Source organism: uncultured Fibrella sp. (genome assembly GCF_964250085.1).
GTDB lineage: Bacteria > Bacteroidota > Bacteroidia > Cytophagales > Spirosomataceae > Fibrella.
Window position 1 is genome coordinate 44120 of record NZ_CAXUEC010000002.1, and the last position, 20066, is coordinate 64185.

General features: G+C 42.5%; 19 protein-coding genes. 10 read left to right on the top strand and 9 right to left on the bottom strand.

Going from position 1 to position 20066, the window contains the following annotated elements:
- Positions 1–1169: 1169 nt before the first annotated feature.
- Genes ACFE8Q_RS05620 through ACFE8Q_RS05630 form a run of 3 tightly spaced genes read left to right on the top strand, consistent with a single transcriptional unit; the run spans position 1170 to position 2370 of the window.
- A complete protein-coding gene (locus ACFE8Q_RS05620; protein ID WP_375444393.1) occupies positions 1170–1553 on the top strand; it encodes a hypothetical protein in 384 nt (127 codons plus the stop codon).
- Between the two features lie 56 nt (positions 1554–1609).
- Positions 1610–1783: a hypothetical protein gene (locus ACFE8Q_RS05625; protein ID WP_375444394.1), complete on the top strand. Its 174-nt coding sequence runs from the start codon at positions 1610–1612 to the stop codon at positions 1781–1783.
- The gene (locus ACFE8Q_RS05630; protein WP_375444395.1) at positions 1759–2370 is read left to right on the top strand and encodes a hypothetical protein; all 612 of its coding nucleotides are present in this window, start codon (positions 1759–1761) and stop codon (positions 2368–2370) included. The genes ACFE8Q_RS05625 and ACFE8Q_RS05630 overlap by 25 nt, the downstream gene beginning before the upstream one ends.
- Positions 2371–2675: 305 nt before the next feature.
- On the opposite strand, the gene ACFE8Q_RS05635 is transcribed toward ACFE8Q_RS05630, so the two are convergent.
- Genes ACFE8Q_RS05635 through ACFE8Q_RS05645 form a run of 3 tightly spaced genes read right to left on the bottom strand, consistent with a single transcriptional unit; the run spans position 2676 to position 4758 of the window.
- Positions 2676–3200: a hypothetical protein gene (locus ACFE8Q_RS05635; protein WP_375444396.1), complete on the bottom strand. Its 525-nt coding sequence runs from the start codon at positions 3198–3200 to the stop codon at positions 2676–2678.
- A 51-nt stretch (positions 3201–3251) separates the two neighbouring features.
- Positions 3252–4586, bottom strand: coding sequence for a radical SAM protein (locus ACFE8Q_RS05640; protein WP_375444397.1), 1335 nt, complete (start codon positions 4584–4586; stop codon positions 3252–3254).
- The gene (locus ACFE8Q_RS05645; RefSeq protein ID WP_375444398.1) at positions 4543–4758 is read right to left on the bottom strand and encodes a hypothetical protein; all 216 of its coding nucleotides are present in this window, start codon (positions 4756–4758) and stop codon (positions 4543–4545) included. Before ACFE8Q_RS05645 ends, ACFE8Q_RS05640 begins: the two co-directional genes overlap by 44 nt.
- 127 nt (positions 4759–4885) lie before the next feature.
- On the opposite strand from ACFE8Q_RS05645, the gene ACFE8Q_RS05650 reads away from it, so the two are divergent.
- Positions 4886–5302 (top strand): helix-turn-helix domain-containing protein, encoded by a 417-nt coding sequence (locus ACFE8Q_RS05650; RefSeq protein ID WP_375444399.1) that lies wholly within the window; start codon positions 4886–4888, stop codon positions 5300–5302.
- A 143-nt stretch (positions 5303–5445) separates the two neighbouring features.
- Positions 5446–7005 carry a thiol-activated cytolysin family protein gene (locus tag ACFE8Q_RS05655; RefSeq protein WP_375444400.1) on the top strand — a complete coding sequence of 520 codons (1560 nt, stop codon included), beginning with the start codon at positions 5446–5448 and terminating at the stop codon, positions 7003–7005.
- Positions 7006–7072: 67 nt separating this feature from the next.
- On the opposite strand, the gene ACFE8Q_RS05660 is transcribed toward ACFE8Q_RS05655, so the two are convergent.
- From ACFE8Q_RS05660 to yhhA, 5 genes are all read right to left on the bottom strand, one after another.
- Entirely contained in the window at positions 7073–8656 is a 1584-nt protein-coding gene (locus ACFE8Q_RS05660; protein WP_375444401.1) for a hypothetical protein, read from the bottom strand.
- A 100-nt stretch (positions 8657–8756) separates the two neighbouring features.
- Positions 8757–9143, bottom strand: a complete 387-nt coding sequence (locus ACFE8Q_RS05665; protein ID WP_375444402.1) for a hypothetical protein — start codon at positions 9141–9143, stop codon at positions 8757–8759.
- A complete protein-coding gene (locus tag ACFE8Q_RS05670; RefSeq protein ID WP_375444403.1) occupies positions 9136–10143 on the bottom strand; it encodes a hypothetical protein in 1008 nt (335 codons plus the stop codon). The genes ACFE8Q_RS05665 and ACFE8Q_RS05670 overlap by 8 nt, the downstream gene beginning before the upstream one ends.
- Positions 10124–12283: a cyclophane-forming radical SAM/SPASM peptide maturase YhhB gene (gene yhhB, locus ACFE8Q_RS05675; RefSeq protein ID WP_375444404.1), complete on the bottom strand. Its 2160-nt coding sequence runs from the start codon at positions 12281–12283 to the stop codon at positions 10124–10126. Before yhhB ends, ACFE8Q_RS05670 begins: the two co-directional genes overlap by 20 nt.
- Before the next feature lie 73 nt (positions 12284–12356).
- Positions 12357–12533 carry a YhhA family cyclophane-containing RiPP gene (yhhA, locus tag ACFE8Q_RS05680; RefSeq protein ID WP_375444405.1) on the bottom strand — a complete coding sequence of 59 codons (177 nt, stop codon included), beginning with the start codon at positions 12531–12533 and terminating at the stop codon, positions 12357–12359.
- A gap of 430 nt (positions 12534–12963) precedes the next feature.
- On the opposite strand from yhhA, the gene ACFE8Q_RS05685 reads away from it, so the two are divergent.
- The 5 genes from ACFE8Q_RS05685 to ACFE8Q_RS05705 all read left to right on the top strand — a co-directional run bounded on the left by ACFE8Q_RS05685 (position 12964) and on the right by ACFE8Q_RS05705 (position 15708).
- The gene (locus ACFE8Q_RS05685; protein ID WP_375444406.1) at positions 12964–13317 is read left to right on the top strand and encodes a hypothetical protein; all 354 of its coding nucleotides are present in this window, start codon (positions 12964–12966) and stop codon (positions 13315–13317) included.
- An 81-nt stretch (positions 13318–13398) separates the two neighbouring features.
- The gene (locus ACFE8Q_RS05690) at positions 13399–13731 is read left to right on the top strand and encodes a hypothetical protein (protein ID WP_375444407.1); all 333 of its coding nucleotides are present in this window, start codon (positions 13399–13401) and stop codon (positions 13729–13731) included.
- An 85-nt stretch (positions 13732–13816) separates the two neighbouring features.
- Positions 13817–13978, top strand: a complete 162-nt coding sequence (locus tag ACFE8Q_RS05695) for a hypothetical protein (protein ID WP_375444408.1) — start codon at positions 13817–13819, stop codon at positions 13976–13978.
- Positions 13978–14598 (top strand): nucleotidyl transferase AbiEii/AbiGii toxin family protein, encoded by a 621-nt coding sequence (locus ACFE8Q_RS05700; RefSeq protein ID WP_375445137.1) that lies wholly within the window; start codon positions 13978–13980, stop codon positions 14596–14598. Before ACFE8Q_RS05695 ends, ACFE8Q_RS05700 begins: the two co-directional genes overlap by 1 nt.
- A gap of 51 nt (positions 14599–14649) precedes the next feature.
- A complete protein-coding gene (locus ACFE8Q_RS05705) occupies positions 14650–15708 on the top strand; it encodes a restriction endonuclease (RefSeq protein ID WP_375444409.1) in 1059 nt (352 codons plus the stop codon).
- 236 nt (positions 15709–15944) lie between these two features.
- Here ACFE8Q_RS05705 and ACFE8Q_RS05710 read toward each other — a convergent pair whose 3' ends face one another.
- On the bottom strand, positions 15945–20048 hold the full coding sequence (locus tag ACFE8Q_RS05710) for a HigA family addiction module antitoxin (protein ID WP_375444410.1): 4104 nt from the start codon (positions 20046–20048) through the stop codon (positions 15945–15947).
- Between the last annotated feature and the right edge of the window lie 18 nt (positions 20049–20066).

Consider the following 20066-nt stretch of genomic DNA (forward strand, 5'->3'; position numbering starts at 1 on the left):
CAAAGATGTGATAATAGATAAGCTGGTTTTTTACCTTCAACACAGGTACTATCTACCTCTCTATCAATAAGATTAACCGATTGTATTCTCGAGATACTGAAGCGGTCCAATGATTCGGTACAGTAAGATTGCTCAACTTGAAAGAAAGTACAGCTTACAAGTATGACCCTGAGACGTCGTAAGGCCCCTTTTCTTTACGTATTTCCCTCCGATGGCTTAAGCTTATATTGTTTACCCTAGTCGATGTTGACAATTTGAGGTTTTGGCAGGGCACAAGCCTACTCGAAAGCCAGTGGTCAGAGGATTATATTCGGGCTGTTGGACAGCTCCCACAAGGGTACATAAGGGCAAAACCATTCCAACAATACAGCTTAATAAGTAAAGTCCGCATTCAACAGAATGGACTTGATGCCAGTGCCATAGACTTGACATAGGGAATTGATAGTCAGGTTTTCAGCAGGTATGTGTGCACCTTGTCTTCCTCGTTGCTGCCTGACTTAGAGGTGTAAGAACTATGACAAATGTAACCACAGCCACCGACGCACTCGCTTAAAGTTATTGATCCATGAGTAGGTCTGTAAAGTCAAACAAGACAACTACTGCTATTGCCCAGCTCAATGGCCAGATGGAAGTGAAAACGCCTTACGGAGTTTCGCGGGGGAATAAGTGTTGGCCTTTCTAGCAAAATAGAACGGCTAATTGAATGACTTCTTAAAGGGGCGTATGTACGAAGTGCTCATCCATCAGTTGCTGCTCAGATAGTGAGTGCAGATAGGAGTTGCCGTCTCAACACGTCTCCTGCTCATCCTTTCAAGCCTAAGAGTGCCGGGGAAGAAGGCCGTCTTTGGCCCCGGCAAACGTTTAAGGCCCAACATAGCCCACAGAGAAATTCTTAGTTATATACGCAACGGCTTGCCAGTGTAACCATTTTACGTTTCAACATCTAATAAAGTGTTAATCACAAACACAATGCTGCCTTCACATTGTAAATAAAAATGTCACCTAATAATTGAATCGTGACTTTTTTTTTAAAAAACTGATTAACACAGCATTATCATAGAATATTACTGATTACTTTCGCATGTAATTAACAAACAAAGACAATTACTGATAGCTATCGATACCTATTACAACTTATTGATCGTTGGCACAGTTAATAGATTAGATTCATGAGTGATCAGGATAGCACGTCTCATTTGGGAAAACTTGTACCTACAGAGGAAGCATTAGCGTACATCGGCGACCCAGCCGAAGCAACGTTTAATAATTGGAAGAGACACTTCATCTACGTTGCTCATGGCAGAAGTGGTGATGATGGGAAATCCAATATGTACTATGTCAACTGTCTGAGAGTCAGGCACGCAATCTTTCTTGATTTAAAGACGAGACAGTTTCCTCGTAAATTCATTCAAAGCACAATTGGCACGCTTTTTATAGATGAATTTGGTGCAGCTGATGAACATTTAATGAAAGCATTGCAAACGAGGAAAGCTGAGGATATCATTCAAGCTGCAACAGCTAAATTCATCCGTTTACCTGTTGATAAAATATAATAAAATAGGACATTTTCTGTTTTAAGACACATCATAAAGATTAAGGAGAAATTGCTATGGACAAGAAAGAAAGAGAGATCTTCTTGAAATTTTTAGAGGAGAAAAAGGCTGCGGTTACGTCTAGTCCTGAAGCGTCTATTGCCTATCTTAAAAAAATAGGGATTGTTAACTCGAGAGGTAGAATAGCTAAAGAATTTAAGCATTTATGTATTCCACAAGGTCAGGATTAGTTCTTGGTTTTCACGGATGCGATCAAGAAGTGGCTAAAGCTGTTTTAAATCATGAACTAATTTTAAATAAGAGTGAAAATAAGTATGATTGGTTAGGACCGGGTGTCTACTTCTGGGAAAACAGCCCTTCCAGAGCTTTGGAATACGCCGAATCGTTGAAAAAAAACCCGATTCGCGCTAAGGAGAAAATTAAAAACCCCGCAGTCATAGGTGCTGTGATTGATTTGGGTCGCTGTCTTGATCTGCTCGATTACGAAAATTTACAAGTAATAAGAAATGCGTATGATTTCTTAATGCAGAGTTTAGAGAAGTCTAATTTGCCTCAGAACCGATTCGTGGGAAAATCCCAGGAGTTGCTGCTTCGTGAATTAGATTGCGCTGTTATAACGCTAGCGCATGACATTCAATCAGAAGCCGGATTAGAGCCATTTGATTCTACAAGAGCTATGTTTAGTGAAGGAGAAGAACTATATCCTCATGCTGGTTTTCGCCGAAAAAATCACATTCAATTGTGTATCTCCAATCCCAATTGCATCAAAGGTTTTTTTCTGCCTCGAAAATTAGATGAAAACTTTGCGAAGGTATAACATAGAGGAACGTCGCTAAACGATTACTTTATAGGTCTTAGTTAGTTATTACTAAATTATCTTAATCATAAAACGCAACCCCTTCTCATTTATCTTTATCAATTCGTATATAGCGTAGCTGCCTGCATTAAATCATCGGTTTCCTTTTAACACTATCATTAAATAAAATCAGATCCGTGTGGGAGCTGTACCTCATCAACACTGCTACTTGGTCATCATTAATATATTGCCAATCAGCAGCTGAGGTATTCACCATTGATTAGACAATGGTTGGGTGCGTTATAGACAAACACGATTATACGAAGCTATATGAATTTGTTCGCTCCTAAGCCAAGCGAATCAGTGACCTGACAATTTTCAGAGTGAGGAAGGCCTGCATCGAGTATATGCCTGGAAAACCAGTTAAAATCTCGCTCAACTGTAAATTTATTGTCGTATATATCCCGGTAATCCACTATCAGGGTTATTGGACTTAAGGCTGTTTTGACTTGGTTCATGGCCTGTTCATCTTCATGATTTTCCCGCGTGGCTTCAAAAATTATCAGACTTCCATTCGGTAAGATCACTCGTTGCACCGTATCATCCAACGGAGGATGCATATAGGACTTGGGGTCAAGATCAACACAGTCTTTGATATTGGAATATATAGTATCACTTTTCTTAAATGTAAGCCGGTCGATGATCAGTGGTCCTATGCCGTTGTTCTGAACCTGCACCGAAATGGTTTCGGCACGATCCCAGAAGAAAATCTGGCCCAAAGGCTTCAGCGATTTCTCGTTATGAACCCGTAGCAGATATAATTGATAGATCGTGGCAATCAGGGCGAACACGGATATAACAAGTGACAACAAGATAATTGACCTCTGCGCATGTATTAAGGTCTATATCATCTGGTATTCACGCAGCAATTGCAATCGCTCCCGTGCTTGAAGTTCATAAATGAGCGGAATAAACTGGTGATAGAGGCTGCATTGCGGGTCTTTGCCATCCACCCTATAAACCGGACAACCGCTGGTGCAAACGGATTTAAACTGGCAGGTCTGGCAGTCTTTAGATCGCGGGCCTTCATAATGGCTCACGGCCTGGATCATCTCGATTAAATCCAGTCCGTCATCAAAAATGGAGTGGGCCTGTTTCGTCGTATCGCCCACATGAACATGGCAATAATTAACGGTGCCATCGACATAAATGGCTCCACCGGAGAACCCTGACCCACAGGTTTGGAAACCTAGCTCATTAGGTTTGAGGTCACAGAATTGATGCCGTCTGGAAAATTGCCAGCCATTTTCGATGGCTTCCCGCATAATGGCGTAAGACGCCGATAGATGCTGCTCTAACAAGTTTGCGTCAATGGCTTCGCCTTTGACAATCGAGTAGCGAAACGGAATATCCAGATCAATCAGGTAGCGCGTTAAATCAGGCAACCCGGCCAGATTAGCGTTGGTGACAACCGTACTGGTCGAGACCGGAATGCCGTGTGCCAGTAGCTTTTTCAAATTGGCATCGACCCGGTCAAAAGTGCCAACACCAGATCGAAACGAACGCGTGGTATCATGGTATGATCCCTCCCCATCTAATGACACCCCATAACTGATACCCTGCTCTTTCGAGAAATTGACGATCTCGTCAGTGAGAACAGTCAGGTTGGTCAGGAATGAGACATCCAACGCGCACCCTTCTTCAGCTAAAATGCGTCGCGCTTTAGGGAGAAACTGTTGCCATGACTTGAACTGAGTGAGCGGTTCACCGCCCGCTAACCGAAACTTCACCCGGTTGAGTTTTCGGCTGCGAACCGTTTCCACCAGTTTGTGCAACAATTGTTTTTTGATGGCCTCCGGCATGCCGCCACTGGTATTCAGCGTCGAGATGTAACAATAGCCGCAAGACAGATTGCACCGGTTAGTGGTGTGAATCCAGAAATTGAGTGAGGTTGGATTATCAGGTTTTTGCGGTTGGCTGAATTGATTATCAAACCGAATGATCTCGGTTTGCGTCAGCATACCCAAAAAACCATCTAATACGCTGGGCGCAATGCCAAGTTGGTCACCTAGTGCCAGTGTGCTGGTCTGGTTGTCAATGGCATTTAAAATGTCGTACTGCGTCCTGTTTAACACCCGCAACGAGTTTGGAGAGGCGCAATTGACCGCATAGAAATAGTCACCCTCAATAGGCCTAAGCAACAGGCTGGGCGATTTGATTGGTATGGCGGTCGTCATAGCGTGAGGTCAAAGGAGAACCGGCACAATCGCAGTCGGCATTAAGAGATGGTGAACCAGCACAGTCACAATTGGTATTGACGGAGGTAGCAACCAGTCGTTGACGACCTAATTGCTGTGTCAGTAGGGCAAAATCATCGAATAGAATGGCCGAGGCATTTGTCGAGATCATAGAGAAAGAGTGTTTATGTTGTCTTCGCTAAAATACCTGTTCCGACTGGGCGACATGCTGTGGAACCGCTTGTATCGCACAACGCCACACTTGTTTTTTACTAGTCCTGTTACGTGTAGCTTTGTATATGGAGAACACGCTACCACCAACCGTCCATCACGGTCGTAATGTCAAGCGCATTCGCGAGATGCTGGGGATTAAACAGGAGTTTCTGGCAAGCTCGCTGGGGTTGAGTCAGCAGGCCATTTCTCAACTGGAACAGAAAGACGTACTAGACCAAGTGGCTTTGCAAAAAGTGTCGAAAGCACTAGGAATTGCAGAAGGCGTGATTGAAAACTTCAATGATGAAGCCGCCATCAATATTGTTGCCAATACAATTAATAACCACGATCAAGCCAGTGTAGTCAACTACTATCCGACCTTCAACCCAGTCGATAAAATCATAGAGCTGTATAACGAAAAGATTGCACTGTATGAACGAATGCTATCAATTGAGAAGGAGAAAAATGAGCTGTTGCAGAGGCTATTAAATACAAATCAGTAAATTGAGGGCCCTCCTCATTAGGAAAGACATATAGCCACTAGGTTGACTGGGCACTCACATCTTACGAGAGTTTTGTAACTGTGATGATACATGTATGTATCTTAACTAGCAAATGATTATGTTTGAGAATATCATTGGTTCATATGCAAACACGGCTCTTAAGCAGTCTACTAACTTGTTTAATTTTTCTTGGTTGTCATCAGCCAGAAACAGCAATCAAGCCCAGCGCAGAAATTAACCAAATTGTCGGTGCACAAACTAAATTGTCAGAACCGGCACCTGAGGGGACTGTGCTACTGAGTGACGAGCCGTCCTACCCACAAATCATTAACGGGTCTGGCTACACAACGCGCAAACGTACCTTTCGCCTAACCAAGCGGTTCTCCACCCATCTCAACGAAACGGGTTTTGATCAAGCTGATCCAAATAATGGACAAGGCTTATATGTGGGATCGATTGTGCGCTTAAAATCATTTGGTCAACAAGGAAATCTTACATCCATTGGCATTACGGCGCGTGAACAGGTAACGCTAACGAGCAGCTTGCCAGGTTCTACGCCCAAGGCAATACAACCCGGAAAGGCTGCTTATCAAACTGTGATGAATCAATGGCTACAACAGCCAGCCAACGTCGTTGCTTCTATCAGCTACGATGCAGCAGTGATGAATACGACGGAGCAAGCTCTTATGAGCCAAGGGGTCAATGTTGGTTGGGGACCCGTAACGTTTGCCAATCAATTCAGTACTTCTACTGATTTGCAACAGCAAGATATTGTAGTGGCCTTTAAGCAGATTTATCACACGGTAACAATGGATTATCCAGGGAGTGCGGCAAACTACTTTACAACCTCTATTGACTTAACAGCATTACGGACTGCTACTGACCCTGATGATCCGCTCGGCTATGTGAGTGAAATAACGTATGGGAGACTCCTTTTTGCCAAGCTTCATTTTAAAACCAGTATCAACACTGATAAGCAGCAACTCTTAGTATCAATCTTAAGTGGCATACAACAGGGCTTGAGCCTAAGCACCGAATTAAAGAAAACGCTGGCGGAATCGAGCGTGCAACTCACCGTTTTGGGTGGAGACGCTGCCAGTGCGACAAACGTATTGGTCAAGACTAATGGGCTAACAGCACTTGAATCTATTAGTAAGTGGATTAAAGATGGGGCTAATAGCCCAGATAAAGGAGCACCCATCTCTTACCAAGTCCGCTACCTTTCAGACAACAGTTTGGTCACATTGGGAGCCTCGACCGACTACAATGATTTTACAAATGCTCAGTTGGTCAAACCAAGCCAGTTCTCCATTAATCAACTGACTGTTACAAAACTACCATCTCTTGATCCATCCGGTAAGTATTGGGATGGGGGTCTAGTCGGTTTACCTGACGTGTTCTTCACGATTACAGATACGAAGGGCACAAACCTGTATGCATTAGATCCTTCAAAACGGAAAGAGAACGTAGGCGAAGAAGAGCTTAAACAAGGTTTTATTACATGGAATTTATCTAGTGATAATGTAACTTATAGCGTTAATGCACCAATCAAATTACTGCTCTGGGACTATGACTCTATTGGATCGAATGAGTTCATTGGAGAGGTCACCTTTAACCCTAATGGGTTATTTCCTCAAAATCAAATGGAGCTTATTAGTATTGATGGTAAATCTAAAATCGTCATAATTCTCGATTGGCATTGATCAATGAGTTGAGCTTACCTTTAGTGTTTGAATATACCTACCTAACATTTCTATTTGCTTTCGTCAATTATTTTTGATCAGTACATCTAGCCTTGAATTCATCGTAACTTGAAATCAACTGTTGTTCATCTGGATCAATTTCGAAGGCAACACTATATATATGGGCCGCCGCCTCACAATCCGAACACTTCACGTATAAGAATTCTGCTAATTTTATGTAAGAATAAACTTCTAGTGGCTCAAGTTTTATTGCTAATTCATATAAATCTCTAGCTTCTTGCAAGTTCGCATAAGCTTCGCTTAAAAAGTCTGCGTTGCTTACAAGATAACTAGATTCTGAGGAATCTTCAGACAAGACTTGTTTATAAATATCATTAGCATTATCGTACTCCTTTTTCCCTATCCAGAGAAACTCGGCATATCTAATTTGCGCATCAGTGTTTTTTGGATTGATCTGTAGAACATCTTTAAACATTAGTTCCGACAATTCGTTATCTTTTTTCTCTTTCCAGAGAAATTCAGCATAACTTAATTTCAATTCTGAATTATCCGGAAACCTCTCAATGCCTTCTATATATACTCTATCTTGATTTTCTGTACCGTTTTCTCCTTCCGCTTTCATCCGATAACTCAATCCGTCTTTCAAAGGAGCTTCTTCGACTAATTTATTTACTTCATCTTTAGCTTCTTTGTTCTTCAATTTTGAACTGCCTTGTAGTCTGGAGAGCTCTTCCCTATAAGAATTACTCCTTTTGAGAGCGACCTCATTAATTTGATCTTCTAAAGTTGGGTAGTCAAGATTTTTGTTAAATAACATCATCATTTCGTCAAACCCATTGATTGGAACCAAATATCCATCATGGTCTCTTACTAAAGATTTTATGCGAGCATTCGGCTCACCACTTCTCTCATGATAACACCAAAAAATTCCACGGTTTATATAAGACGTTTTCTCTAAAAGATTCATTAAACTACCATCATTACCGCCATATCCTATTACTATAGGCGTATAAAATCGAAATATTCCTTCAAGCGCAGTGGACCATCCATCAGGTAGTTGTGAGGTTTCTTCAGCGGTATTTTTAGGTCCTAGAAGTAGATCCCTATGAACTTTCGCAATAATTGGCCTTGTTGTGAACGGCTTGATAAAACCGCTTAAACTTTCATGACCGCATACTAAAGGCTTCTTATCACCATAAGTATATAGTGCATCTTCAATTAGATAATCAAAATTCGTCGTAATGACAACATTATGCTTCGTTTTAGACAACACTTGTGCTAAAACTGAATATCCCCAACTTGGTTCTGCGACCTCAATCTTTTTTTCTAGATAGGCATAGCCCTCTAAAAAGTCTAATTCAAATCTTTTCGCATATATACTAAAATATTGTTCAGCTAAATTTTCCTCATCCAATCCAATACTCATACGCCACTCTGCGTACCTTAAATCGCCTAGATCTAGTTTTACAGTTGCAAGCCAATCAGCTGCAAGTTCAGAAGCCATTGGGATCCCTGACGATCTCGAAGCACCTGCACCTAAGATAAAACAGTATCGTTGATCCTCTCGCTCTTCTTTAGTATTACGAGCAATTGATGTTAATAATCTGTGTAAAGTTTCTTTCTTAGGCTCTGTTGAAACTATGTTAGACATCTAATTTAGAATTTAGTTAACAGCTTGTTTAAAAAAGACAAACGAAGCAATATCTTAAACAGAAAGAAATCGGCTATTTAATTGAAATTCATACGAACAATTACCGACGCCAAATCAATGTTAACTGTCGTTCGTTATAGTTTTGAAGAACGGAATAACCAGCCTCTAAAGCAGCTTTCTTTGAAGCATCGTTGGACTTGCGCATATGTGCGTATACAGCATCGTACTGACTTAACTCGCAAGCAATTTTATAAACACATCTTCCAATGTGCTTTCCGCGCATTTGTTGATTAAGAAATAGATGAATAGAAGGGTGTCGACCCAAACGTTCATCGTCAATAATATTAATGTAAACATTCCCCGCCCTCTTGTCATTTACATAAATATGCCAATAGTGGCCTTCAGGACCCCCTCCTTTTACCTTACTACCTCTTCCTGTACGCAATTCCACTTGATTGCAAGAGATCGGTTCTAGAAGTTTACTCATGGATTAGTTGTTCATGCAAGAGTTCAATAGATTGTTGCCAGTATTCAGCTGGGAAGAACCCTGGTGATAAGGCAACGGTGATGTCCTCAACTTGTGAACGTTCAACTTTTTGCCATAGATGTGAAAATAGTGATCTGATCTGCGTTGATATCTCGTCTTGAGTGGGATCAAGTTTGTTGACTCGCTCTTGCCAATCTGAATCACCATCGAAACGATTATTGAAATAATCCATATCAATGTGAAGGAGTACAGGAATATTCTTTGGCAAGTTGCTGAGCCAATCAGTTGCACTATCTGAAACTTGATAGTCAACCGAGCGATGCCCTATAGAATTGAAAGATTTTAGGCTGATACTGGGTCTTAGCTGGCCCTCTCTTAACAATTGATCATATGTTAACGAGGGGTAAAGTGACGTTTTTGATTCAGCAATTCCTGTGCGGTACTTGTTCCGGAGGTGGCGAAACGTGATGTTTCTAATACCATGAAAAAAAGGGGCAATAAATGATCCTACACTAATTGCGCCGCTTAATACAGCCGCTTTTACAGTCTCAGGTTGATTAATATCAAAAGCATTGCCTGTTATCAAATCAGCCCATATGTCACCTTCTTTGGTGAGTAGTGGTGACATGAAATCAGTATGGTCATCTACATGTAGAATTATCACATCAACTGTTGAAGCTTGATTGTTTTTCGATTGTAGCCATAGACTCCAAGAGTATAATGACCAGTTATCGGTCAGAGATAACTGATATAATGGAGATCGTTGATATTGTTGATGAATATTTTCTGGTTTTAAGTCTTTATTCCACCACGATAAACCTTTCTGTAAGTCGGGATCTACAAAATATGTTATATTATTCGGCCAACTTAGTGAAACGCTCACTTGATTATCGACATCACAAGCTTCTACAAGAAGTCCGCTAAAATATTGATTAAGGAACTCTTCTTTCTGAGACTTATTTGCTGGGAGCTTTTTCTTGTCAATTATGAGCGTATTCATGATGTATCCGCTGTTCTAAAATTGTGAGAAGTTGGTTGCCCGCTGTTGTTAGAGGACAGCTATAAACGGTTTCAAAACCTATGCTTAACTTCTGTAGGATCATTTGACACTCCATTTCGGCCTGCTGACGAACTTCTGCAACGTGTGTGTCTCTTAAATACTGCCAATACTCATACAATTTGACGAATACAAATATTGCATGAAATAAACCAGTTGGTGGCCTGAGTTCCTCTCGCCAAGGCGAAGGAACCAGAGGAAAATCACGTTTCATAATCGGACTTATACGCTGTAGGAGATACAGTTTTTGGTGCCGGTGTTCATGAATGATTGAGTCTGCAAGATCATAAACACTAATTAAGCTACCGTTACCTCTCTTTAGTTGAATGTACAATGATCCAGGAACGCTGTTATCGCTGAAAGACACAACTTTATCGACGTGAGCTGTAGGGTCTATAATAAACTGAATTTCAGGAGAGAGTGTATATATCTCATCCAATAAGGCTGGATTCCATTTGCCAATTAATTGAAATGCTTCTTCAACTAACTCTTTCTCAACTGCATTTAAACTAGGCTCAAATATAATCTTTTCGCCAAAGGGAAGCCGAAGGTATACGTCGGGCCTATGTATCTTTATTCCTGACGATGAGTTTGTTAAAAGCAAGGCCTGATGTATGTAAGAATAATCAACTTTTATCGCTTGTCCATCAATTGATTGTACGGTAATATTGCGGCCTTTTTTAAGGATTAGATCTGTCCAAACAACGATAGAAGGCTGTATAGATAAATGAGCACGTATTTGTTGCGGAAATGTCAAAAGCTGAGCCGCCACTGCTTGTTCCTCTTCACTCCCATGTTGCTGTGTAACTAATAATGCTTGGTCAAGAAGAGGGAGCTGACTCTGCTGCCATTGTTCATGTACGGATTTTACTAAATGATTGCGATTTTCTTCTTGATCATAGATACGTAAATCCTCTGTGCTTAACTCTACTCCAGTATCACACGCTTCATCTAATTCGGCAGCAAGCTGCTGTTCTACGCGTTGCTGAGCATGCTCAATCAATGCCATTATTTCTGTACAATAAATACTTGGGTTATTGAAACCTTCAGAACTATGACGATGTGGCACTGCACCACCTCCACACAATTCTACCCATCTACATTCTTGGCATTTCTGACATAGCCCCTCTTTGGTTAGCAGCGAGCGGTGTTTTTGAAGAGCTGCGGAATTGGCAGCTTGAGAAATAGAAGTTGTAAAAACGTTGCCAATATTTAATGAGGTCCCCTCCCCAGTAATTTTCAGCACATCTAAGTCATGGTATGTGCCATCCGTTTCTAGCGTTAACATGCTAACATCGCCTAAACCGAAGGCATCAGTTTCGCTTGGTAGACCCATTAATCCATTTAAGATTGCTTCAAAGGTGCGAATTCTCAGATGTGAGTAGCTATCGAACCATACGTCGAAGCATCGAAGTAGCCACTCCTTATACAAATCCGGATTCGTATCGCGATTTTTGGGTAGAGTGCTGTAATTCGCATCAGGCAATAAGAAATCTAATGATGGAGGATTTAAAACTGAGAAGAAACTTAGCATCTCTTCAGGTTGACTATCGGCATCAATGACAGCTATCAAGCCAGCATAAACAGTCGGATATTGTTGCAAAAGAGTGATTGCGTTCATCGTTTTTTGAAAAGATGAACGGCCTTTGTGATCAGGACGGTGTCGGTCATTAAGCCAAGCTGGACCATCTAAGCTTATAGATACTTGAATATTATTTTTAGCAAATTGCTCGACATCAACACGGGTAAGCAAGACGCCATTCGTTTGTATAGTGAAGTCAACTTGAACTGTTGAGGGTAAAGACTGCCGAATAATCTCACTAGCTTCGATCAATTTAACTGTAGTGGCTAACAGTGGCTCGCCGCCGTGAAAAATAACGATGATACGTTGAAGAGCTACTTCTTGTACATAAGTGGCCAGTTGATTACCAAACTGACGTAACACATCTTCGCTCATGATCGCAGGTTGCTGCCTCCAGCTCTGATCTAAATGCTGATACATATAGCAGTAATCACAGTTCAAATTGCACCGTGAAGCAATTTTGATCAGAAAACTATTAATAGAGGGAGCTAATGCGTTCATCTATAGTAGAAAAAAAGCCGACAGCAAAGCTGTCGGCCAAGCTCATAATTTTAATTTTACACTTCTTGGAGTGTTATGCGCGGTTATGGCGGTGATGCATGCGATCATAACCTGAAATTGCTTGAATGCCCCCAGTCCCTACCAATTTAGCTTTCATCCTGTTTAGAGCTGGATGAGATGGTGCATGTTGCTTTAGCGTTTGAGCGAGTTCATTGACTTGCTGATTGTTAGAAGCTACTTTATTTTCCATGATATAGTAGTGTTTTGTGCCTTTTAAAAGCGTTTATAGCTCAATATTAGTTAAATTATTTAAGACTAACAAAATAAATACCTCCTTTTAGTATCTTGGCCAAAATTATATTCCGTCTTATTTTCTAAGATAACATCTAAATTGGTTTAGACTACGTTCTGTATTGGCAGTTAGGAGTAAGTTACTCTCTGCCTGCTATCAACTGCGTAGCTAGATGATTGGTATACGTTTCAAGTTTATAGGATCAAAACACTTTCCAAAATTTGAGTTTAGACAATTGAAGATTGAAACGCATGCGAAAATCACGGCAATCCTTTAACTAATAAGTCCTATGATTGTATCTAGCACATGAGTATAGTAAATTGGTGTAGATATAAATAGAGCTCTCAGTTTGCTTATATCGTCGTTGACACGCAGACCGAATTCAGTGATGGCCTATAGCGACCTCTCAGCCCAGGAAGACAAAGAGCTGGAAAGCTTCATCAGCGATTTTATGCCGATCAGGCTACCATCAAAAAGCTGCAAGGCAATCATTTCGACCAAACGCGTTATGAGGGTTAAATGGAACGGCTACAAGCTGATTTCGAGCGTCAGCGCGACGCGATGCAAACTCTTTTCGAACAAGAGCAAAAAAAACTATCTCAATGAGCCTGATCTGCCTCAGGCCGAGAAGAAACCGGACATTTCAGAAAGCCAGGATAAAGCCCTTATAATGATGCAAAACTATAGGAAGCAACAGGCGGACCGAGAAAGGCGTTTCCTGGCTTCCATCTCCGACGTTTGAGCGACTGGCAGGAGAAAGACTATATTCAAAAGGTTTTACCGCTGGACGCATCAACCCGTAACGGAACAATTGGCGTTCTATATGGCCAATCGGATTTATCGCAATTCCTATATTTCGCTCTGGACAGCTTTGAGCCATTACGGGCTGATCCCAGAGGGTGTCTACCAGACGTATTCGGTGTCGACTCACAAGACCAAGTCCTTTGAGACGCCGATAGGGGAGATAATTTACAAGCACATTAAGCCTGCCTTATTTTTTGGTTACCGTATCGAGCGATGGGAGAATAAACCCGTACTCATTGCCGAGCCGGGAAAGGCTCTTCTGGACACGCTCTACCTCAATTCTCACTGGCGTGATAAGGCTGACATTGACGGACTACGCATTGACTGGTCCATTTTGGCAAATATTGCGTGAACAGCTATTATCGAAGAATACGCGGCTTTCTACGGTAACCAACGGGTGACTGACTTGTCCCATTACATTATAAGGCAGATAGCTAATGCTTAACCTGCAATCTATCCAGCCGTTCTTCCCAAGTCACGTGCAACAGGCCAAGCGGTCAATGCTGCGTGAGTACCTGCAATGCCGCATATTGGAAATTCTGTTCAACAGTGATTTCCGCAATCAGTTCGCGTTTCTGGGGGTACGTGCCTGCGGCTAATCCATGATTATCAGCGATTTTCAGAGGATTTAGATTTTGACAACTTCAACATTACCGCTGAACAGTTTGATCAAGGATTAGCCGTCATCGCAGAAGGGCTAAAGCTTCAGGGCTATACGGTCGAGTTTAAAACCATTAATAAAGGCGCGTATCATTGCTACATCCGTTTTCCCAAGATGCTGTTTGAGCGTAGGTTATCGGGATACGAACAGGAAAAGATTCTGATCCAATTGGATACGGAAGCGCAACAATTCAACTTTAAGCCAAACACCGTCCTGCTCAATCGCTTCGATACAATTGCCCGCATTTTTACGACGCCTACAGACATTATGCTGGCCCAGAAGTTCTACGTCATCCTCAACCGCCCACGCAACAAGGGTCGTGATTTCTATGATGTTGTGTTTCTGCTTGGTCTGGGCATCAAGCCGGATTACCGTTACTTTGTTCAAAAAGCGGGGATAGAGAATCTTACACTATTAAAAGAACGGTTACTTGCTCACTGCGAAACGTTGGATATGAATGATATGGCGAAAGATGTGGATCCATTCCTGTTCTGCAAAGCAGATCGCAACAAAGTCATCTTATTCACGGATATTATGAAACAGGCTGGTCTTTGCTAACTATTTTTGTCATCTTCAAGCCGATGCTTACTCACTAGCAATGTACACTTTATGGCTCATCAGCCAACCCGAACAATAAATAAGTTACATTTTACAGACCTTGACCCCCTTCGGTTTGAAGATCTCTGTCTTAATCTAGTCGCCCGCCTTTACGAATGGAAAAAGCTCAATCACTTTGGCCGCAAAGGCGCAGATGGCGGGGTTGATATTCATGCTGTCCAGCAAGTTGGACAAGAGAGCCGGGTGTGGTTCATTCAATGCAAGCGATACACGGCCATTATAAAAACAGATATTACCCACATCATTGATGAGGTGAGTAAAAACGAGGTACTGCCTTATAAACTATTGATCATAATTGCCTGTGATTTGACTAGGGCAAACTATGAGTACTGCCAGACCTATGCCAAGAGCAAAGGCATTCAGGAAACTGAAGTTTGGGCGGCAGGTCCCCTGGAAGCTAGGCTTTATAAAGATCACCAGGATTTGTTATTCGTTTATTTCGGTGTGAAGCTAGGGCAAAGTGTTAGAGATAATGCAACTAAGATCAAAGCTGGTCTATCGATGGAAAAGAAGTTCCATAAAGACATAATTAACCATGTTAGGGTCAAAGACAGAAACCAATGGGAAAGATTAATGTATGAACCTTACCACCGCTTCATATCGACGAAGGTTTTTATTCATTCGGTGGACGACACTACTTACCCTGAGTGGAAAGAAACTTTATCTGCCTGGTTTCCAACTTTCTTTTATAATACGTATCACAATGGGGTTGAGTTTTGGTTGAGTGCAGGCATTGGTGTTGATATTTTAATGAATGCCGATGGCCAATGGGAGGCTTTAACGGATCGCAATGATGCACGTAGAAACGACTCTAAGTTTAAAGTCGTTAGGGGCATGCGTATTGGTCGCGTTCCGTATTATAATATCGTTGGCTACAAAGTAGACGGCGACGAATATTACTCAGAACCTCATCTGTTTTGTAAATTCACGTTCGATAGGCGGCCGTACGAAGAAATTTACTACAGATCTATGGGAATTGCTTCAGACAGAAGAACCTCTATAGAATTTAATAAGAGTAAAGAGGTGAAATATCCTGACAAACTAAAATGATGGAAGTTTAAGGAAACCATCCCAATACGCCTGTTAACTAAGTCTTGACTTTCAATAAGATAGACAGATTAAGCCATCGGTTATACAATGGTGAATTCACAAATCTGGTATATGGCGATTTCCTAACCGGCCCGGACGTGCTGAGAACGTTACAAACTATCGCAAACCGTTTATCTAGCATTGATTGGAATATTGCACTCGTTCTGGAACAAAATAAGCCTTCATGATAGGTATAGTTAGATCAACCGTTTGTTGACAACCGCCCTTATGTCCTCATCTTGAGCATCATTGTCGTATCGTTCTGCCATACGCTCAAGAATAGATGAGGCAACGAAAGGAAACGAGAATTCCAGAGCCAAAGCCCATTGCCGATACATAGCTGCCAACTCGCGTTCCTGATTACCACCTTCGCCTCGGAAGTGGACCCCACGGGCATTAAAAAGGCCCATTGTGATACCATCTGACATCTTTTCAGACTGAACCTCTTCTAAGAGCTGTCGCAATGGCTCACAGGGCCAAATTTCATCATCTCCCTTTGGAGCTTTTGCAAACCAGCTACCTAGTGACAGATCCCCAACGTCCTGACGCCCCAATTCTTCACAGAATTTACGAACGGCGTTTACCCAACGCAAGAGAAAATTAGCATCGATATCACCTTGTTTGTTTCGGCCTGGCAACTGCCTTAGAGCTTCGATAAACTTGTAGGCTTTATTTGCTCGGTGTTGGCGAGCAGATAAATTAGTTAGCTGAAGTTCGTCAGGATCGTCTTTTCCATCCTCACGTTTGTAAAGCCAAGCTACAACCTGAGCGTAAAATTCAGGATGATCTTCAATGTACTTTTCTAGATTTGGAATACCATGATTCGAACTGCTTCCTCGTGACTGACTAAGAATATCAAGATAAGAAAATTCAAGCCCAGCCATCTGTTCCACCGAGAAAGTAGCGCTTGCATTTAAAACCTCAAAAGCTTCTCCAAGGTAATAGGAATCGAGTTGATAGTGGCCTTCTAATTCGTCTCCATCTGTCACTAAGCCTTCCATCAATCGGAATAATACTGTAGGCCTTAGACTTTTAAGTTTGTACTGGACACAGTTGAATGCAGCTCGGGGCCGTTTGTAGGCTAAAAGCCTATCGACTAATTCGTTTAGTTCATCATCATTTTGACCATTCCATGATGGAACAACCTCGCGCCAGTAGACTTTCTGATGCAATTCATCCAATTCATCAACAAGTAACCAAGTCGCCGATGAAAAAGGGGCTCGTTCTAATAACTTCACAAAATCTTCTGACGACAATTTGCCTTTTGCCGTGGAAAGTAATTCCGTTCTAGCAACATCGTCTCTAATACTCCAAAGCGCACCTGTAACTAAACTTTTGTAGGTCCAAGAATCGGCGTTTTCACTCGATTTACTCAGGTCTATGATGAAGTTTGTGATCTCCAGAGTGGATAAAACCCTGGCGGAAGTGATAGCTCCTATTTGGAATTGAGCTTTACCCATTTCTGCCAGCGTTAAAATACCATCAATACCCCGTTCGGCCAGTACCTCTTGAAGAGCGTTAGCCCTTATTTGCGCAATGCGTTCTTCTCTTTGCTCATAGTTGAGGTCACTATCATGCAGTTCATCGTATGACTCTTGCACCCATGCGTCTCGGAAGAGCCATTCATATTTACTCAGTATATCCGTCGGTTCCAAAGCAGTATAGGCCGCCTTGGCAGTGGCTTGAAGCCCATCAAAATTTTTCTTTTTATTCTTCGCCACACCACGTCGAGACATGATCGTCACTCGAATTTTCTCGCGTACCCAGGCTTTCTCGAAATCGTTTGCTGTAGCTGCCCAGTTTTTGATGATCATCCAAATATCCTCTTGCCATGACTCTTCCACAGAGTAAAGCCGTTCGATCAGGTCGCCTAGCATAGATTGATCATACGTCTGCCAACTTAAAGCCATGTTCACCATCCTGACCACAAAGGTGTGCCGCTCTTGTTCTGGTGCGAGATTCCCAGACCCGCGGGCTTCATCTCGCCAACGTGGCTTGTGCGTGTAGCTACCTGTATTGTCCGAATGACCAAATTGAGCAACACATATATCCCAAGCGATCTTGGGATGACGTTTAGCCAAAAGCTCCATTGCCGCTATGCGTTTATCGATGCTGGCAGCAGTTTGGGGCATCCATGAACGGAAAATTGACTTAAGAGAGGAGATTGGTTTGTTAGCCCACTTATCATCAATTTTAACTTCGGCCAGTCGTGCGAGAATTAATATAGTCCTCGATAGCGTAACCGGAGACCACGCTAGATTTTCTAAGGCCCATAACAGACCTGTCCGGGGGCATCGACCAAAAATTCCCGTGTCAGCAGGACGCATAAGCGCTAATGACGCAGGCTCGGAAGATTTTAAATCTTTTTCAATGATCTTGAGAAATTCATCAGGTGCCACTTCCGCATAGGTTGGTAGATCACGATCATGCAACTCCAACGTGCGAACGCTGAGCGGATGTCCAAGCAATTTACGGATCAACAAAATCGATTTTACTTCGATATCAATCCCTAACCGCTTTTGGAAGAGCGTATTACCGTGAACTGCCAGTAGAACAAGACTTTCACAAATTCCCTGCCGCAACGTCCCAGAAATCTCCCGGGTTTTACCCCGTAGCGAGGCGAATAGACGATCCTTTTCAGGGAGATCTAATGATGGGTCATCTTCCGAAAGAACTCGTTCAGCAACCTCGAAATAGGTTTCCAGCTCAGTCCGAGTAATCATCCCACTAATAGCGAATAGGCTATCAATCTTTGAAACAACACCGCAATACGTACCAGCTGACCAAACTGGTGCATCATTCAATTGTGCAAGTCCTTGAAGTCGCTTTTCAAGTTCGCCATAAGCAGTATTTTGTGCCAGAAATGACAAGATGTCCTGATCAAACCGGTTAGTGGAACTCCAAGCCCCCGCGAACATAAAGGGAATAATACCCATTGCAGTCACCTGATCAACAGCCCAAGCAGGAGTACGAACAGCTGGTACTTTTGATAGTCTTCTTCGCAAGACAGTTAAGGATCGGCCAGATTCTTTTTCGAGCCTATTGATGTCATCCCGTTCATATCCGGCTTCTTCCAGAGCGGCATGGAACGTGTCGTAATTTACCGGCTCCAGTAAAACATCAGGTTCGATGTTTATTGCATTGCGAGGATAAACAACGAAAGTGTGTAGAACACGACAAAAAGGTGCAAGCTCACGTTCAACATCTCGTGTGGTTGCGACTGCAATAAAACCCGGTGATTCGGTGGCCAATCTGGGTAATACTCCCGGCTGATCAAAAACAACAACCTTATCACGGTAAGGTGTTAGCTCCTCGCTTGCGTCATTAAAAACTTCGGCTAAAAAGGCAACAGCTTCCTCAGTTGAATCAGCTGCAATTACAATCGGCTCTCCAGGAGGCTTTGCCAGTTTATCTTGAATACGCTTTCTTGTTTCTTCCACCGTCGTTTTAAACAGCGAACCGGGCAAAAGAGAAAAAGCAGCACCCGACCAATCAGCCCAACACTGATCAAGCGACCGCGTATGATTTGCAGGTCGTTTTGTTTCGTTAGCAAACCAAGCTTGACCTGCAATTGACTGTTCCAGCCATTGTTCAAGATCACTCGCATCATACGCACGAACATCTTTCCAATGGCCTTCCTTTTTTCGGTCCAAGACCCACTGCTCTTTTCCAAGCCAGCGGCGCGGAGTCACAAAGACAAATGTGATCTGGCTGCGATCTGTTTTCGCTAAAGCCTCTACACTCTTTTTATAATCATCATCGGCTTTGCTTTTAGGTTCTTTATTACAACCAAATTCCCAGCCGGAGGCACCTTCTGGTATCCACGGTGTCCCCTCATTCGCGTTGACAAAACCATCCCAGCCAGGGCGCTGTGAATCGTCATTGCCAGGGAAATTGACTTTGGTTAGTCCAATGCCGGTTGAATTTACCAGCCTACGCAAAAGAACAGAGAGGCGCGAACGAGCCGCAATGCTGGAGGACCAAGCCTCAATTTCATTTGCGACGATACTAAGAAATGGCGGCACATATGCTTTCGTGTTAGCTGGTGCACCCTTTGTTTTCTGAGCGTCGAAGGTAGCTTGTAGATCGTGCAGCTTTTGTGCAGGAATGCCGAAGGCTCGTTCAAGTCGGCCCGCCATATCTGGTGAAAGCGACGCATTACCATTCAGAAAATTCGACAAAGCAGGTCTTCCAATACCCAATATTTTCGCCGCTCCGGTAACGGTCAGCTTTTTAGGATTTAGGATATTTTCTCGAACGTACTCGCCCGGGTGTTCTTCAGTTACAACATGCTGTTTCATGGGCTCTCTATTATTCTG

Excerpts from the sequence above, each read along its gene's own strand:
- ACFE8Q_RS05620 (WP_375444393.1), top strand. The coding sequence starts at position 1,170 with ATGAGTGATCAGGATAGCACGTCTCATTTGGGAAAACTTGTACCTACA.
- ACFE8Q_RS05625 (WP_375444394.1), top strand. The coding sequence starts at position 1,610 with ATGGACAAGAAAGAAAGAGAGATCTTCTTGAAATTTTTAGAGGAGAAA.
- ACFE8Q_RS05630 (WP_375444395.1), top strand. The coding sequence starts at position 1,759 with ATGTATTCCACAAGGTCAGGATTAGTTCTTGGTTTTCACGGATGCGAT.
- ACFE8Q_RS05640 (WP_375444397.1), bottom strand. The coding sequence starts at position 4,586 with ATGACGACCGCCATACCAATCAAATCGCCCAGCCTGTTGCTTAGGCCT.
- ACFE8Q_RS05645 (WP_375444398.1), bottom strand. The coding sequence starts at position 4,758 with ATGATCTCGACAAATGCCTCGGCCATTCTATTCGATGATTTTGCCCTA.
- ACFE8Q_RS05650 (WP_375444399.1), top strand. The coding sequence starts at position 4,886 with ATGGAGAACACGCTACCACCAACCGTCCATCACGGTCGTAATGTCAAG.
- ACFE8Q_RS05655 (WP_375444400.1), top strand. The coding sequence starts at position 5,446 with ATGCAAACACGGCTCTTAAGCAGTCTACTAACTTGTTTAATTTTTCTT.
- ACFE8Q_RS05660 (WP_375444401.1), bottom strand. The coding sequence starts at position 8,656 with ATGTCTAACATAGTTTCAACAGAGCCTAAGAAAGAAACTTTACACAGA.
- ACFE8Q_RS05665 (WP_375444402.1), bottom strand. The coding sequence starts at position 9,143 with ATGAGTAAACTTCTAGAACCGATCTCTTGCAATCAAGTGGAATTGCGT.
- ACFE8Q_RS05670 (WP_375444403.1), bottom strand. The coding sequence starts at position 10,143 with ATGAATACGCTCATAATTGACAAGAAAAAGCTCCCAGCAAATAAGTCT.
- yhhB (WP_375444404.1), bottom strand. The coding sequence starts at position 12,283 with ATGAACGCATTAGCTCCCTCTATTAATAGTTTTCTGATCAAAATTGCT.
- yhhA (WP_375444405.1), bottom strand. The coding sequence starts at position 12,533 with ATGGAAAATAAAGTAGCTTCTAACAATCAGCAAGTCAATGAACTCGCT.
- ACFE8Q_RS05685 (WP_375444406.1), top strand. The coding sequence starts at position 12,964 with ATGGCCTATAGCGACCTCTCAGCCCAGGAAGACAAAGAGCTGGAAAGC.
- ACFE8Q_RS05690 (WP_375444407.1), top strand. The coding sequence starts at position 13,399 with ATGGCCAATCGGATTTATCGCAATTCCTATATTTCGCTCTGGACAGCT.
- ACFE8Q_RS05695 (WP_375444408.1), top strand. The coding sequence starts at position 13,817 with ATGCTTAACCTGCAATCTATCCAGCCGTTCTTCCCAAGTCACGTGCAA.
- ACFE8Q_RS05705 (WP_375444409.1), top strand. The coding sequence starts at position 14,650 with ATGGCTCATCAGCCAACCCGAACAATAAATAAGTTACATTTTACAGAC.
- ACFE8Q_RS05710 (WP_375444410.1), bottom strand. The coding sequence starts at position 20,048 with ATGAAACAGCATGTTGTAACTGAAGAACACCCGGGCGAGTACGTTCGA.